This is a genomic window from Amycolatopsis sp. CA-230715, assembly GCF_018736145.1.
GTDB lineage: Bacteria > Actinomycetota > Actinomycetes > Mycobacteriales > Pseudonocardiaceae > Amycolatopsis.
The window spans coordinates 6921805-6936980 of the sequence record NZ_CP059997.1 but is presented as its reverse complement, the minus strand read 5'-3'; the positions used below and the strand labels follow the sequence as shown (position 1 = coordinate 6936980).

Annotated in this window: 16 protein-coding genes and 1 tRNA gene; 9 read left to right on the top strand and 8 right to left on the bottom strand. The window is 68.1% G+C overall.

Annotated elements, in window-relative coordinates:
• Positions 1–27: 27 nt before the first annotated feature.
• From HUW46_RS33010 to HUW46_RS33000, 3 genes are all read right to left on the bottom strand, one after another.
• On the bottom strand, positions 28–324 hold the full coding sequence (locus HUW46_RS33010) for a DUF3892 domain-containing protein (RefSeq protein ID WP_215542663.1): 297 nt from the start codon (positions 322–324) through the stop codon (positions 28–30).
• A gap of 94 nt (positions 325–418) precedes the next feature.
• Positions 419–919 (bottom strand): OsmC family protein, encoded by a 501-nt coding sequence (locus HUW46_RS33005; RefSeq protein WP_215542662.1) that lies wholly within the window; start codon positions 917–919, stop codon positions 419–421.
• A gap of 91 nt (positions 920–1010) precedes the next feature.
• Positions 1011–1496 carry an LppU/SCO3897 family protein gene (locus HUW46_RS33000; protein WP_215542661.1) on the bottom strand — a complete coding sequence of 162 codons (486 nt, stop codon included), beginning with the start codon at positions 1494–1496 and terminating at the stop codon, positions 1011–1013.
• Positions 1497–1696: 200 nt separating this feature from the next.
• Here HUW46_RS33000 and HUW46_RS32995 point away from each other — a divergent pair, with 200 nt between their 5' ends.
• The 5 genes from HUW46_RS32995 (at position 1697) to HUW46_RS32975 (ending at position 7261) form a co-directional block, all read left to right on the top strand.
• The gene (locus HUW46_RS32995; RefSeq protein WP_215542660.1) at positions 1697–2662 is read left to right on the top strand and encodes a helix-turn-helix transcriptional regulator; all 966 of its coding nucleotides are present in this window, start codon (positions 1697–1699) and stop codon (positions 2660–2662) included.
• A 72-nt stretch (positions 2663–2734) separates the two neighbouring features.
• The gene (locus HUW46_RS32990; protein WP_254125125.1) at positions 2735–3916 is read left to right on the top strand and encodes a multidrug effflux MFS transporter; all 1182 of its coding nucleotides are present in this window, start codon (positions 2735–2737) and stop codon (positions 3914–3916) included.
• Between the two features lie 30 nt (positions 3917–3946).
• The gene (locus tag HUW46_RS32985; RefSeq protein ID WP_215550253.1) at positions 3947–4897 is read left to right on the top strand and encodes a methyltransferase; all 951 of its coding nucleotides are present in this window, start codon (positions 3947–3949) and stop codon (positions 4895–4897) included.
• A 109-nt stretch (positions 4898–5006) separates the two neighbouring features.
• A complete protein-coding gene (locus HUW46_RS32980) occupies positions 5007–5576 on the top strand; it encodes a dihydrofolate reductase family protein (RefSeq protein ID WP_215542659.1) in 570 nt (189 codons plus the stop codon).
• Positions 5577–5674: 98 nt separating this feature from the next.
• Positions 5675–7261: a carboxylesterase/lipase family protein gene (locus HUW46_RS32975; protein ID WP_215542658.1), complete on the top strand. Its 1587-nt coding sequence runs from the start codon at positions 5675–5677 to the stop codon at positions 7259–7261.
• On the opposite strand, the gene HUW46_RS32970 is transcribed toward HUW46_RS32975, so the two are convergent.
• Positions 7256–7789, bottom strand: coding sequence for a flavoprotein (locus HUW46_RS32970; protein ID WP_215542657.1), 534 nt, complete (start codon positions 7787–7789; stop codon positions 7256–7258). The two genes, HUW46_RS32975 and HUW46_RS32970, sit on opposite strands and share 6 nt — an antisense overlap.
• Positions 7790–7894: 105 nt before the next feature.
• Here HUW46_RS32970 and HUW46_RS32965 point away from each other — a divergent pair, with 105 nt between their 5' ends.
• The gene (locus HUW46_RS32965; protein ID WP_215542656.1) at positions 7895–8614 is read left to right on the top strand and encodes a peptidase E; all 720 of its coding nucleotides are present in this window, start codon (positions 7895–7897) and stop codon (positions 8612–8614) included.
• Here the strand turns inward: HUW46_RS32965 and HUW46_RS32960 are convergent.
• Positions 8601–9893 (bottom strand): helix-turn-helix domain-containing protein, encoded by a 1293-nt coding sequence (locus HUW46_RS32960; protein WP_215542655.1) that lies wholly within the window; start codon positions 9891–9893, stop codon positions 8601–8603. The two genes, HUW46_RS32965 and HUW46_RS32960, sit on opposite strands and share 14 nt — an antisense overlap.
• 290 nt (positions 9894–10183) lie before the next feature.
• Here HUW46_RS32960 and HUW46_RS32955 point away from each other — a divergent pair, with 290 nt between their 5' ends.
• Both HUW46_RS32955 and HUW46_RS32950 read left to right on the top strand, forming a co-directional pair.
• Positions 10184–10348, top strand: coding sequence for a hypothetical protein (locus HUW46_RS32955; protein ID WP_215542654.1), 165 nt, complete (start codon positions 10184–10186; stop codon positions 10346–10348).
• Positions 10341–10691, top strand: coding sequence for a hypothetical protein (locus HUW46_RS32950; RefSeq protein ID WP_215542653.1), 351 nt, complete (start codon positions 10341–10343; stop codon positions 10689–10691). Before HUW46_RS32955 ends, HUW46_RS32950 begins: the two co-directional genes overlap by 8 nt.
• 115 nt (positions 10692–10806) lie before the next feature.
• On the opposite strand, the gene HUW46_RS32945 is transcribed toward HUW46_RS32950, so the two are convergent.
• The 3 genes from HUW46_RS32945 to HUW46_RS32935 form a co-directional block, all read right to left on the bottom strand.
• Positions 10807–10878: transfer RNA gene (locus tag HUW46_RS32945), tRNA-Val, on the bottom strand.
• A gap of 30 nt (positions 10879–10908) precedes the next feature.
• The gene (locus tag HUW46_RS32940) at positions 10909–11370 is read right to left on the bottom strand and encodes a peroxiredoxin (RefSeq protein WP_215542652.1); all 462 of its coding nucleotides are present in this window, start codon (positions 11368–11370) and stop codon (positions 10909–10911) included.
• 120 nt (positions 11371–11490) lie between these two features.
• Positions 11491–11916 carry a DUF3052 domain-containing protein gene (locus tag HUW46_RS32935; protein ID WP_215542651.1) on the bottom strand — a complete coding sequence of 142 codons (426 nt, stop codon included), beginning with the start codon at positions 11914–11916 and terminating at the stop codon, positions 11491–11493.
• A gap of 404 nt (positions 11917–12320) precedes the next feature.
• Between HUW46_RS32935 and aceE the strand changes: the two genes are divergently transcribed.
• Positions 12321–15131 (top strand): pyruvate dehydrogenase (acetyl-transferring), homodimeric type, encoded by a 2811-nt coding sequence (gene aceE / locus HUW46_RS32930; RefSeq protein ID WP_215542650.1) that lies wholly within the window; start codon positions 12321–12323, stop codon positions 15129–15131.
• The last annotated feature ends 45 nt before the right edge of the window (positions 15132–15176 follow it).

The window sequence follows — 15176 nt, the reverse complement described above, 5'->3', positions numbered from 1 at the left end:
CGGGGTCGAACAATTGGCCGAACGTACTCAGTGCATCAACCGGACCGGCGGTTCCGGGAGGCCGAGCAGCTTGTTCGGCGCGTAGCCGTCCGCCGTCGTCTTGAGGTAGACGACGCCCGCGTACGAAGCCAGGACCACGTCGAGCTGTCGTCCCGCGTCGGTGACGTAGTAGCTGTTGCGGCCCGCTCTGATATCGGCGATCACCTCGGCTGTTCCGAGGTACCAGCCCTGGCTGCCATTCCCGCCGATGCCACGGATCCGTTGGTGCGGATTGCGATGATCGTCGCCGATCTTGTGCGTGTATTCGACAAGAACTCGCGCCATTGCTCCTCCGGGGATGTGTCCGAGCCACCTTTCCCGGAAGTCGCGGCGGCTCCTGCCGCGCTACACCTCGCAATCCAACCGTAAGGAACGCGCGCTACGGCTTGAGGAGATCCGTGCTCGTCGGCGTGGGGTTGCGGAACAGGTCCAGCACCGGGCAGTGCTCGTCGACCTGGCGCTTCAGCTCCACGTAGCGGTCGCGCTCCGCGGGCCCGGTCAGCTCGACGGACACCCGCACGTCGGTGAATCCGGGCCGGGTGTCGGCGAACCCGAAGAAACCGTGCAGGTCGAGGTCGCCGTCCACGGTGACCTTCACCGAGTCGAGCGGGATGCCGAGCTTCGCGGCCCAGAACTGGTACGTGATCACCTGGCAGGAGCCCAGTGCGGCCAGTGCGTATTCGACGGGGTTCGCCGCGGTGTCCGTCCCGCCGAGCGCGGCGGGCTCGTCCACGGAGAAGACGTGGTCGCGCGCGCGGACGTCGACCGCCGTCGCGGCGCCGGGGACGAGCGCGTGCTCGACGGTGAAAGACGCCTTGGCGGCGGCGGGGTTTCCGGTGAAGGCCTGTTCGGTTCCCTCGATGACATCGGTCAGCGACATTCGCGTACTCCCGGTTCGCTGCGGCTGGGGGCAACCAGGATGATGCGCGCTGCCCGCCGGGCGCCGCGAACGCTCCTACCGAGTGGGATCGCTAATGCGGTTTTTCCATGCACAGGGTGAAAACGGGATTGCGCGGATACGTTTTGGTCAACGAGGTACCGGCGGGGCACTTGCGCTGATCGGAAACGCCGTCGAGCCGCTGTCCGACGCGCAGTGCGTCGGGACCGCACGGCACGACGACCGGATCGCTCGCCGATTTGGCCGGATCCCACAGCCGAATGCAGGTACCGGGTTTGAGATCCATGAACAGGCACATCCGGGTGGACTTCCGCGCACTGGTGCCGTCCGAGATGTCCCTCCCGTCGTAATCGCGCGGGCACCGGTTCGGTTTGGCCACCGATTCGACCTTGTAGAGCGCGTCGCCGGCGCCGCAGGCGACCTTGACCAGGTCCTGCTGGCTGCTGCCCAGCGGTCCCCGCAGGCAGTCCCCCGTCGCGAACGCGACGTTCTTGCCCGAGCACCCCGCCAAGCCGAGCACGGCGACCAGGCACGTCAACACGACCGCGGCAACGCGCACGAAAACCTCCCCAAAAACGATTCCCGGCGCACCGTAGCGCGGGCTTTCTTGCTTTTCGCCAGGTTTCCGGCATTCACACTGTGACGGTGACGCACGACACAGGGAAACCCGCTTTCCCTCCCCGATCTCCCGGGTGCCCGCCGGAGCCACCCCCAGCCGACGGGCACCCGGGCTCCACGGACTTAGGCTAACCTAAGTTCGTGGTCCGCGTTCACCAGCTCACCGGCACCGTCGGCTCCCCCGAATTCACCGCGACGCACGCGGCGTACTACGCGTCGATCGCGGAGAGCGAGACGAGTGACGGCACCGTCCGGCACCGCCTCCGCCCGGAAATCGGCGACGGCACCATCGAAGTGACGCCGCTGCGGAACGGGATCGACATCGTCCGCTACGACGTCGCGTTCACCGGTGGGCACCGGCTCGGCTACGCGTTTCCCGGCGACCACTTCGAACTGGAGCACTGCCTCGACGGACGCATGCGGGTCGACGCGGCCGACGGCGGCACCGGCGGGCTGCACGCGGGCTCGGTCGCACTGAGCCCCCGGTGCGCCACCGAAGGCGTCGTCGAGCACGGCGAACGCTACCGCGCGGTGTCGATCACCGGAACCTGGACGGGGCTGACCTCCTACCTCGGCACCCTCCCGGACAGCCTCACGAGCGAGCAGTACCTGAGCGGATCCGCCGCGCTGCGCCCGGCGGCCGGTCCGCTGGAAGAGATCTTCGTGCACCGGCGCTCGTCCCCCGGGCGCCTGCTGTTCCTGGAGTCACGGCTCGTGGCTGCCCTGGCGGCGCTCGTCGACGGACTCACGGCCGCCGTTCCCGCTGTCCCGGAACTCGACGAGCACGAACTGGCCGCGTTGCGGCGAGTCCCCGAACTGCTCTGGCAGGAACGCCACGCGCCGCCGACGCTGGCGGCGCTCGCCCGCGCGTCGTCGATGTCGGTCCGGCGCCTCACCACCGGATTCCGCGCACTGTTCGGCGCGCCGGTGCTGGAGCACCACCGACGGCGCTGTCTCGACCGGGCCGCGGTGCTGCTCGTCGAGACCGACTGGCCGGTGGCGAAGATCGCGCACGAGGTCGGCTACGCCACGGCCAGCAACTTCGGGTACGCCTTCCGCCGCGACCGGGGTACCACCCCGGCCCGGTTCAGGCGGGCGCACTCCTGACGCACCGCGCTCCACAGCACCGGGCTTCGCGCTCCACACCGCGGCGCGGCCCGAGCACCGACGATCGAGGCCGTGCTCATCCTCGTCCTCGCCGGGCTTTCCGCGGTATCACCGTTCGCCACGGACATGTACGCGCCCGGTTTCCCCCAGATCGCCGGTTCCTTCGGCACCTCGGGCTCGGCCGTCCAGCTGTCACTGACGGCGTGCCTCATCGGGACCGCCGCCGGTCAGGTCGTGCTCGGGCCGGTCAGCGACGCGACGGGCAGGCGACGCCTGCTGCTGGCCGGTTCCGGGCTGTTCACCGCGTTCTCCGTGATCTGCGCGGCCGCCCCGTCCATCGTCGTGTTCGACATCGCCCGCCTACTGCAGGGATTCGCGGGCGGCGCGGGTCTCGTCATCGGGCGCGCGGTCGTCACCGACCGGTTCACCGGCGCCGCCGCCGCCCGCCAGTTCGCGACGCTGGGCGCGATCGCGATGACCGCGCCGGTGCTGGCGCCCGTGCTCGGCGGCCTCGTCCTCGGTGCGAGCTCGTGGCGCATGGTGTTCGTGGCGCTCGCCACGGCCGGGCTGGTGCTGCTGGCCGCGATCTGGGCGTGGGTCCCGGAATCGCTGCCCGTCGAGCGGCGGCGCACAGGAGGCGTGCGAACCGCGCTGTTCGCGATGAGCGGGCTGCTGCGCCGTCGCGAACTGGTCGGGTACCTCCTGGTCATGGGATGCGGTCTGGCCGCCCTGTTCGCCTACATCACCGGTTCGCCGTTCGTGTTCGAGCACGGCTACGACCTGTCCCCCACCGAATACGGCTTCGTCTTCGCCACGAACGCCGTCGGCACCGTGCTCTCCAGTGTCGCTTTTGGACGGTTGGCCGGGCGGGTGCGCACCACCACGCTGCTCGTCGCCGGTGTCACCGTTGTCGCCGTTTCCACGGCCACGCTGGTGTTCCTGCTCGTTGTCGGCGTCGACGCCCTCGCCACCACCTGGGTCTGCTTTTTCGGCCTCACCTCCGGATTCGGGTTCGTGCTCCCCGCGGCGACCACCACCGTCCTCGCGCTCGGCGGCGATTCACCCGGCGCGGCCTCGGGTCTGCTCGGTGGCGCGCAGTTCGTCCTCGCCGCCGCGGCGGCCCCGCTCCCCGGCTTGTTCGGAAGCACCACCGCGTTGTCCACGGCCGTGGTGGTACTCGCGTTCGTCGTACTGTCCGCGCTGGCGCTCGGCGCGCTCGCCCGGCCCCGGAATTCGGTTGCGGCGCCCGGATAACCTCGGCCGGTGGACTTCCCTCCCTCGATCATGACCATGGCCGATCTGGCCACCCCGATGGCGATCCGGGTGGCCGCGACGCTCAGCCTCGTCGAGCGCGCCGGAAGCGCGGGAGCGACGGCCGAGGACCTCGCTGCCGAGACCGGCGCCTCGGTCGTCGCGCTGCGCCGCCTGCTCGATCACCTGGTCACGATCGGCGCCTTCGCCGTCGACTCGAACCGCTACCGCCCCACGGACCTCGGCGCCCAACTGCACGAAGACGCGCCCGGCGGGATCAAACCCTTGCTGGACATCACGTGCGCAGGCGGGCGCGCCGAACTCGCCTTCGCCGACCTGCTGGAAACGATCACCACCGGCACCCCGGCCTACGAACACCGGTACGGCCGCGATTTCTGGACGGACCTCGACGCCGAACCGAAGCTGCGGAGCTCGTTCGACGCCCAGATGAACTGGCGTTTCCAAACGCAGGCGCCGCAGATCGCCGAACGCTTCGACTGGAGCCGCTTCCCCCGGATCCTCGACGTCGGCGGCGGCGACGGCACCGTGCTCGCCGCGATCCTGCGGGCCCACCCCGATGTCCGCGGGCAGGTCCTCGACCTGGCCCCGAGCGCGGCCCGGTTCGCGGCAGCCGGTCTCGCCGACCGGGCCGGTGCTGTCTCCGGCAGCTTCTTCGACCCGCTGCCCACCGGCTTCGACGCCTACGTCCTGTCCGACATCCTGCACGACTGGGACGACGACCACGCTCGCGAAATCCTGACCCGGTGCCGCGAAGCCGCCGCCCCGAACGGAACCGTCGTCGTGATCGAGCCGGGCCCGGAGGTGGGCACCGCGATGAACCTGTTCATGCTGATGTGCTTCAACGGCAAGGAACGAACGGTCGGCGAACTGACCGAACTCGCCGTCGGCAGCGGGCTCTCACTCGTCGCCTCCGGCCCGGTGTCGGAAGGACGAACCGCACTGGAGTTCACGGTCGCCCCTTGAGCGGAAACTTCCGCAAAAAAGATTCGACTCGGATGTCGAGACCGGCGTGGCGGCTCCGTCCCCTGGTCAGATGTGGCCGAACTGGGCCGCACGCACCGGAAGGACAGCCATGCGCAAGCTCATCGTGCAGCAGTGGGTCACCGTCGACAACATCGTCGCGGAGGAGGACGGCGGCCTCAGCTTCGTGTCGGGGGAGCCGTTCGACGACGAAGTCACCGACAACCCGTTCCAGAACGAGATGATGGCCTTCATCGGCTCGGTCGACACGGTGATCCTCGGCGCGAACACCTACGGCCAGTTCAAGGGCTACTGGCCGTACGCCGAGGAGCAGGGCGAGTACGGCAGGAAGGTCAACGGTCTCACCAAGTTCGTCGCCTCGTCGACGCTGGACGACGCCCCGTGGGGCGATTTCCCCGCCGCGACCGTGACCCGCGACCCGGCCGCGACCATCCGGGAGCTCAAGGGGCAGAGCGGCGGGGACATCGTGCTGTGGGGAAGCTTGACGCTCATGCGCTCCCTGGTGGAGGCGGGCCTCGTCGACGAAGTCCGGATGCTGGTCTGCCCCGCGTCGCGGGGCGAGGGAACGCACCTCTTCTCCGATCGCCGAGACCTGAAGCTGGTCGAGGCCACCGGTTTCGAGAACGGCCTGGCCCTCGTGCGGTACGAGATCGAGAAATAGGCGGGCCCGTTTGAATCCCCCGCGCTCTGGGCATTCCGTCGGTACGTTTCCGACCGCGGCCGCGGATCCGTCCACAACACCCTGAGGGGAAGCCAGAGATGAGAACGGGTGGGAAGAAGGCCGTCGTCGCCGCGGTCGCCCTGGTCGCCGCCGCGGGCGTGGCCGCGTGCGGCGGACAGGAGCAGAAAGCGGGCTCCACCGACGAAATCCAAGTCGAGCAGGGTCGCCTGCACGGGGTCACCGAGGGTGCGGTGCGCCGGTTCACCGGCGTCCCGTTCGCCGCACCGCCGGTCGGCGACCTGCGCTGGGCACCGCCCGCTCCGCCTGCCTCCTGGTCCGGCGTTCGCGAGGCCACGAAACCGGCCAATATCTGCGAGCAGCCGTCAGAAGGGTTGCGCCCGGGGCAAAAGCCCAGCGAGGACTGCCTCTACCTCAACGTCACCATGCCGTCGAAACCGTCGGCGAAACCGCGCCCGGTGCTGGTTTTCCTGCACGGCGGCGGTTTCGTCGGGGGCAGTGGCGGCGAGACCGATCCGCGGCGGATGGCCGAGCGGGGTGATCTGATCGTGGTCACCCCCAATTACCGGCTCGGTGTGTTCGGCGGGTTCACCCATCCCGCGCTCGGCCGCGCCGGTTCGTTCTTCCTGCAGGATCAGCAGGCCGCGCTGGCGTGGGTCAAGGCGAACGCGGCCGCGCTCGGCGGCGACGCGGGCAACGTGACGCTGGCCGGGCAGTCCGCGGGCGCGATGAGCGTGTGCTCCCAGCTGGCTTCGCCGTCCGCGGCGGGGCTGTTCCACAAGGCGATCATCGCCAGCGGTTCGTGCGTGACGAACCACCCTGCGGGCGCGCTTTCCCCGGAACTGCCGACGGTGTCGACCTGGAAGTCGCGCGAGGAGATCGACGGAATCTCCCAGTCCATCGCCACGGGGCTCGGCTGCACGGACCCGAAGACGGCGCTGGCCTGCCTGCGCGCGGTGCCACCGGAGAAGCTGGTGCCCACCTCGGCGGCGTTCACCTTCGTGCCGTTCGACACCGACGTGCTCCCCCAGGACCCCGGCAAGAGCCTGCGCCAGCCGTGGAGCGCGCCCGTCCCGGTGCTGGCCGGTAACACCAGCGACGAGCACCTGCTCACCATCACCAGGGCGTACGCCAACGCGACCCCGGAGACCTACCACAAGGTGATGACCACCGCCTTCGGCGCGAAGGCCGCCGAGGTCGAACGGTTCTACCCGCTCGGCTCCTATGCGACCCCGGCCAAAGCACTCGACCGGGCCTTCACCGACCGCGACTGGATCTGCGCGACCGTCGACGCGAACCGCGTCTACGCGAAGACCGCGCCGACCTGGACCTACGTGTTCGACGAACCGGAGGCGCAGAGCGTCGAAGGGGACGAGATCAAACCGGGGAACCGACCGGCGTCGACGCACGGTGCCGACCTGCCGTACCTGTTCTTGGCCGACCCGAACGACAAGCTGCTCACCCCCGCCCAGCACGCGCTCGGCGACCGGCTGATCGCCTACTGGACCGCGTTCGCGCGCACCGGCGACCCGAACGTCCAGACTCCGCCGCCGTGGCCCCCGACCACCCCCACCGTGTCCGAGGGACTGACGATGAACTCGGCGCCGGACGGTATCCGGGCGAACGACATCGGCGCCCACCACCACTGCGGCTTCTGGTGGTCATGACCCGCTCACGGCTTCCAACGCCAGCTTCCACGGATACGTGGCCATGGCGCGGTCACCGGTCCGCGGCGGATGCGGCTCGAATTCCCCTTCCCCCAAGAGAACACGCACGCCGGATCGGCGAAGTTCCTCGACGCTGCGTTGAAACGACCGGTTTCCCGCAAGACCGGTGTTGACGAAGGGAAGCACCACGATCGGCACGCCGAGCCCGTTCAATTCAGCCAGCTGCGTCGTCACGTACGTGTCGGCGATCCCGAGCGCGAACTTGTTGATCGTGTTGTAGGTCGCAGGCGCCACGATCACCGCGTCCGCGTTGGGCAGCGCCGGTTGCCCCTGGCCCTGGTACCCGGTGCGCACGGAGTGCCCGGTCAGCTCCCGCACCGCGTCCAGGTCGAGGAAGTGCTCGACCGCGGACGGCGACGCGATGCAGTACACCGACCACCCCTCCGCTCGCGCCAACTCGATCATCACGTCGATGCGCTCAGCCGGACCCGCGGCGGTGATCACCAGGTACAGAACGCGCTCAGCCACATCGGTTCCTTTCACGGACTGGCCCGTCTGGTCGCAAGTCAGCTTACGTACGGCACCTCGATCGCTCGGGCGTTGGAGACGCCTGTTGCGTCTATCGTCTCCCCCATGTCTGCTACACGGCCGACCATCCTCGCCACCTCGATGGGCTTGAACCGCGCCAGCGAGCTTTGGCGACCGGGCCCGATATTCGACTACGCCTTCGAAGTGGCGTGCCCAGCAGGCGTGCCCCGACTTTGTGTGCTGACAACCGCCAACGGTGACCAACTGAGCGTGCTGAAGCAATTCGAGCGGGCCTTCGCGAGCACAGCGGTTGAACTGTCGTTCCTGACCTTGTTCGACAAGCCCAACGTCGATGATGTGGCAACGCATCTCCACGCTCAGGATGTGATCTGGATCGACCGGGGAAGTCTCGTGAACCTGCTGGCAGTATGGCGAGCACACCACCTCGAAGACGTACTTCGCGAGTGCTGGCAGGCAGGGACTGTGCTGGCCGGTGAATCCGCGGGGTCCCTGTGCTGGTTCGCGGGTGGTACCACCGATTCGTTCGGCGACGTGCAAGCCATCAAGGACGGACTCGGTTTGCTGCCCTATGCCAACGCCGTGCACTACGCCGACCGGCGTACGCAGTTCCGCCAGTTGATCGCGGACGGGACGCTGCCGACCGGGTACGCCACCGACGCCGGAGCGGGCTTGCACTTCGAGGGCACCGAACTGGTCGCCGCCATCAGCGACCGCAAGAACGCCGGTGCATACCTGGTAGAACGCCGGGACCAAGGGGCTGCGGTCGAAAACTCCCTCGATGTCCGCCGTCTCACACGCTCCTAGTTGTGGCATTCAGAGAATGCAGAACATCCGATACATCGTCGCGCGAGCGCCACTGCCCCAGTACGGGAACAGCTCGTCGAAGCTCGCTCCGAGCTGACAGCGACTGAATGGCGGCGCTCTCAACGAGGGCCTGCCGAGCGAATTGGGCAGCTTCGTGCGGCTGGCCGACGTTGGCGTAAGCCCGCGCGAGCTTGGCTTTGGTGATCGTAGCGGTGCGAGCCGAGGCCCCGGACAGGGTCGTGAGCCGGGGTTCTAACACGTTGATCGCAGCCTCACCTTTTCCGAGGTAGATATCGCAGGTAGTACGGAAGATCGCGTACAGGTCGTCATTGACGACACTGCGTTGTCCGAGTTCGTTTCCACCGTCGCTGTCCTTCCCCAGAAGCGTCATAGCCTGATCGAGCGCTCGCGCGCTGTCATCGGCCTTTCGAGATAGGGCATAGCCGAACGCCATCTGTTTAGCTGCCAAGCCCTGGATCCGCTCAGGAACTCCTGGCATACGGTAGGCCGCTTGCGCATGATCGACAGCGCGCCGTCCGTCACTGGTGAAACTCACAGCCATCATCGAGCGGCGAACAAAAGTGTAGGCACTCATGGCGGTCCAACCGCTGCCCTGCGCCCATTGGCTGGCTCGATCCGTCCAAAACAGGGCATCGTCGGCGAGATCAGCTTCTTCACTAAACCAGCTCAACGACTCCGCGTACCGCGACTGCAGCGCGAGGTAGCGGGTTCGCAATACTCCCGTCGCACGTTGACGAAGATTGTCGAGTACCGCAGCCTGGCCTGTCATCGCATCGATCAAGCGAGACGGCGGCAGCGCTCGACCCGCTATTTGATAATTGTCGAAGGCGCCTTCGATTCGTTGGAGAACATCACGGGTCGGTTCCACAGCGCCAAGGGCACGTTCGAAGCTGGCAAGCGCAGGACTTACGAACACACCTACCCCGAGACTTGCCAACACCTCACGCCTTGAAATTGGCACCGGTGCACCTCCTCGGGGCAACTGCACGTGCAGCACCTCGCACTCGGATACCCACTGCTCCTGTTCGCTACACGGCTTCGCCGTGCGCGAACACAGCAAACTGCCGATCACACCACCGGTCTGGTAGATGGCGTCAAGCTTCTCGGCAAGCCATGAGTGCAGTTGCCGTCGGCCGGACTCGACGTAGGAGAGTTGCGACTCGGCGCACCCGGCTCGTCGAGCCACTGCGGCGAGGGTCATTCGCCGGGCACGTCGTAAGTCTCGTAGCAACGTACCGAGCGCGGCGTCCCCTGGCATCACCTTCTCCTTGACAGTTCTTCACAACCGTCCGTGATTACTCGACTTCCAACAGTCAACCACACGATCCTGCAGTTCAGGTACCGAGCGCCGCTGAAGCTTCCGGCGAAGGCGCGCTTCTCACCAGAACAGACGGGAACGGACTCTGCGATGACATTGCCAGCATTCGTCGCTGCCGCCGCAACCTGGACGGCACTGCCATGACATCGGAGCCAGCAGAGTGGTTTGGCGATGCCTGGTGGGATCAGCACGAGCGGGGCACGTTCGATCGGCCTCGTCCTGGGACTCGCGTGACGATCACGGAAAACACCCGCTACCGCGGGAAAACAGGCACCGTCGTGCATTACGAAGGCCAGTGGGACAGCAAGACGTTCCCGGTCCGGGTGGATGCCACCGGCCTGACGATGCTGTGCACGTCTCGCGACATCAGCGAGGACGATCACCGCCATGCCTGATCCGCACTTCACGATGGCCGACGTGCACGCGGACATCCACGCCTGGCGCCACCGCGCTCCGACCCTCGGCGCGCTCGACGACTGGCTTTTCCGTTGCCACGCCGATGATGCGACCCGGTACCTCACCGGCTGGCTGACCTACGTGAGCGACGGGAGGGTCCAGGAACGCCGCGAAGACGTCGCGTACGCGCTCATCCTCGACCTCGCCAACGACGTCGGCTCAGCGCTGACCGTGCTCGACCGCTGGCTGATCACCCTGTGCCAGAAGGCCGAAGTGACCGTGCCGCTCTTCCCGGACCGCACGCGCAACGCGCCCAGCCCTCCCGCGACGCCCCGAAAGTGACCTTCGGGGACCTGAGCGCCCCGAAGGTCACTTTCGGGGCATGAACCACGGAGCCACGAGGGGCCGAGAAAGCGGCGTTAGCCTCCCGAAGGCCACAAGCGCAAAGAAGGCAGGGTGGGCGCAGCAGGGATCGAACCTGCGACCGCTCGGGTGTAAACCGAGTGCTCTCCCGCTGAGCTATACGCCCGGGAACGGTGCCGTGGCACCGCCGGTAAAACTAGGCGCCGAGTTCGGCGACGGCCTTCTTCCAGGCTTCCTGGTCGCGTGCCTCGCCCGGCTGGTTCACCTCGGCGAAGCGGACGACGCCGGTGGTGTCGATCAGGAACGTGCCCCGGTTCGCCAGCCCCGCGCCCTCGTTGAACACGCCGTAGCTCTTGGCGACCTCGCCGTGCGGCCAGAAGTCCGACAGCAGCGGGAACTGGTAGCCCTGCTGCTCGGCCCACGCCTTGAGCGAGAACGGGGTGTCCACCGAGACGCCGATGACCTGGACGTTGCCTTCGTACTCGGCGAACTCGTCGCGCAGCTGGCACAGCTCGCCCTGGCAGATCCCGCTGAACGCGAACGGGTAGAACACCAGCAGGACCGGCTTGTCGCCCTGGAACGACGACAGCGTCACCGGCTGCTTGTTGTAGTCGTTGAGCGTGAAATCGGGGGCCTTCGAGCCGACCTCGACCGCCATGCGCTTCCTCTCCCGCGTAGGAACTTCACCTGCGGCGCCAGCCTATCGTGTGGCGGGCGCGGCGCCGGTCGTGCGGTGGCCGGGTCCCATGAGCTGGACCCGGCCCGCCATCCGGGCAGGTCAGCGCTTCGTCTTCGCCCTCGGCACGAGCCTGCTGCCGGACCAGCCGGGGCCGACGCTGACGTTGGAGGTCTGGGACAGCCCGACCGTCGGCACCGCTTCGGCGATCTCGCTCGGTTCGACGTGCCCCGGCTGCCCCGTCTTGGGCGTGAGCACCCAGATGACGGCGTCGGCGCCGAGGAACCCGCGCGCGTCGACCAGCGCGTCTCCCAGGTCGCCGTCGTCTTCGCGCCACCACAGCAGCACGACGTCGACGGCCTCGTTGGCGTCCTCATCGAGGAGTTCGCCGCCGATATGGTCCTCGATCGCGGCGCGGACGTCGTCGTCGACGTCCTCGTCCCAGCCGATCTCCTGAACCACCATGTCCGGCTTGATACCAAGCCTCTCGGCGATGCTGGTCTGTTCAGCATCTCCCGCGGCGACCACGACTGTCACTCCTCCAACTGCGACTGGGTGTGCCGGTCATCCCGGCCCACTCGGGTACAACGATGGAGCTAGCGAACACTGGTGCGGCTTCTGGCGCAACCGTCCACACCGGATCTCTGCCAACTCGTATCGCAGCGTAAGGCCTTCCCGACCCCTCGCGCGAGGGGTGTTCACCCCGCTTCGACCGGCGTGGCCGACGAGGTCAGCGGCCGCTCGTTTAGGGTGAGTGCAGTCGCGCGCGCGATACAACCGCAGCCGGAAACCACCGCAGCGGGGTGGGCAAACGTTACCGATCAGTAGCGATGACGTGAGCCACGAAGGCGACGACGATGGCAGTTGCGCACACCTCCGCGAAGGCAGGCGTGCGCGAGCAACCACAGCTAGCAGAATGGCGAGGAGACCCCTTGGCCCCCCAGAGCAGCGAGACCGGCCGCGGCGGCGCGTCCGGTCAGGAGGCCCCGGCCCGCGTACGTGTCATCCGTGACGGACTGGCGGCGCACCTGCCCGACATCGACCCGGAAGAGACGTCCGAGTGGCTGGATTCCTTCGACGAGGCGCTGGCCAGGGGTGGTCAGCAGCGCGCGCGGTACCTGATGCTGCGCATCCTGGAGCGCGCCCGCGAGCGGAACGTCGGTGTGCCCGCGCTGACCTCGACGGACTACGTCAACACGATCCCCACCGAGAACGAACCGTGGTTCCCCGGTGACGAGGAGATCGAGCGCCGCTACCGCGCGTACATCCGCTGGAACGCGGCGATCATGGTGCACCGCGCGCAGCGGCCCGGCGTCGGCGTCGGCGGGCACATCTCGACCTACGCCTCGTCGGCGGCGCTCTACGAAGTCGGATTCAACCACTTCTTCCGCGGCAAGGACCATTCCAGCGGCGGGGACCAGATCTTCGTGCAGGGCCACGCCTCGCCCGGTATCTACGCCCGCGCGTTCCTCGAAGGCAGGCTGACCGAGCAGCAGCTCGACGGCTTCCGCCAGGAGTACTCGCACGCGGGCGCCGGCGGCGGGCTGCCGTCGTACCCGCACCCGCGGCTGATGCCGGAGTTCTGGGAGAACCCGACGGTGTCGATGGGCCTCGGCCCGATGAACGCGATCTACCAGGCCCGGTTCAACCGGTACCTGCGCGACCGCGGCATCAAGGACACCTCCGACCAGCACGTGTGGGCGTTCCTCGGCGACGGCGAGATGGACGAGCCGGAGTCGCGCGGGCTGGTCCACGTGGCCGCGGGCGAGGGCCTGGACAACCTGACCTTCGTGATCAACTGCAACCTGCAGCGCCTCGACGGGCCGGTCCGCGGGAACGGCAAGATCATCCAGGAGCTGGAGTCGTACTTCCGCGGCGCGGGCTGGAACGTGATCAAGGTCATCTGGGGCCGCGAGTGGGACGCGCTGCTGCACGCCGACCGCGACGGCGCGCTGGTCAACCTGATGAACGTGACCCCGGACGGCGACTACCAGACCTACAAGGCCAACGACGGCGCCTTCGTCCGCGAGCACTTCTTCGGCAGGGACCCGCGCACCAAGGAACTGGTGCACGACCTGTCCGACGCCGACATCTGGAACCTCAAGCGCGGCGGGCACGACTACCGCAAGGTCTACGCGGCCTACAAGGCGGCACTGGAGCACCACGGCCAGCCGACGGTGATCCTGGCGCACACCATCAAGGGCTACGGCCTCGGCCCGGCGTTCGAGGGCCGCAACGCCACGCACCAGATGAAGAAGCTCACCCTCGACGACCTGAAGCTGTTCCGGGACGCCCAGCGCATCCCGATCAGCGACGAGGAGCTCGAGCGCGACCCGAAGCTGCCGCCGTACTACCACCCCGGCAAGGAATCGCCGGAGATCGAGTACCTGATCGGCCGCCGCAAGGCGCTGGGCGGGTTCCTCCCCGAGCGGCGCCCGAAGACGGCCAAGGCGCTCGTGCTGCCCGGCGACAAGGTGTACGAGGGCATCCGGAAGGGGTCCGGCAAGCAGGAGGTCGCCACCACGATGGCGTTCGTCCGGCTGGTCCGCGAGCTGGCGAAGGACTCCGAGATCGGCAAGCGGATCGTGCCGATCATCCCGGACGAGGCCCGCACCTTCGGCCTCGACTCGATGTTCCCGACGGCCAAGATCTACAACCCGCACGGGCAGACCTACACCTCGGTCGACGCGAGCTTGATGTTGGCGTACAAGGAATCCGAGAAGGGCGTGATCCTGCACGAGGGCATCAACGAGGCGGGCTCCACGGCCTCGTTCACCGCCGTCGGCACGGCGTACGCCACGCACGGCGAGCCGATGATCCCGATCTACATCTTCTACTCGATGTTCGGGTTCCAGCGCACCGGCGACGGGCTCTACGCGGCGGCGGACCAGATGGCGCGCGGGTTCGTGCTCGGCGCCACCGCGGGCCGCACCACGCTGACCGGTGAGGGCCTGCAGCACGCGGACGGGCACTCGCTGCTGCTGGCGGCGACGAACCCGGCCGTGGTCGCCTACGACGCGGCCTACTCGTTCGAGATCGCGCACATCGTCAAGGACGGCCTCCGCCGGATGTACGGGGAGTCCGGGCCGGACGGCAACGGCGAGAACGTCTTCTACTACATGACGATCTACAACGAGCCGTACCAGCAGCCCGCGGAGCCGGAGAACCTCGACGTCGACGGCCTCCTCAAGGGCCTGTACCGCTACGCCGACGCGCCCGCGGGCGACGGCCCGGAGGCGCAGATCCTGGTCTCCGGCGTCACCATGCCGGATGCGCTCAAGGCGCAGCGGATGCTGGCCGACGAGTGGGGCGTGCGGGCGGCCGTGTGGTCGGCGACCTCGTGGACCGAGCTTCGCCGCGAAGCGGTGGAGGTCGACCACGACAACCTGCTCTACCCCGGCAGCGAGCCGCGCGTGCCGTACGTGACCAGCGCGCTGGCGAACGTCGCGGGCCCCGTGGTGGCGGTGTCGGACTGGATGCGCGCGGTACCGGACCTGATCCGCCCGTGGGTGCCCACCGACATGCTCACCCTCGGCACGGACGGGTTCGGCTTCTCCGACACCCGGCCCGCGGCGCGGCGCCACTTCCTGGTGGACGCCGAGTCGATCGTGGTGGGCACGCTGTCCGCGCTGGCGAAGCGGAACGAGGTGCCGCAGTCGAAGGTCGTGGAGGCGGCGCGCCAGTACCGCATCGACGACGTCGCCGCGGCGGGTCCGCAGACCTCGGACTCGGGCAACGCCTGACCGGAACACGGACTGGGGGCCGCCGCGAATACCGCGGCGGCCCCC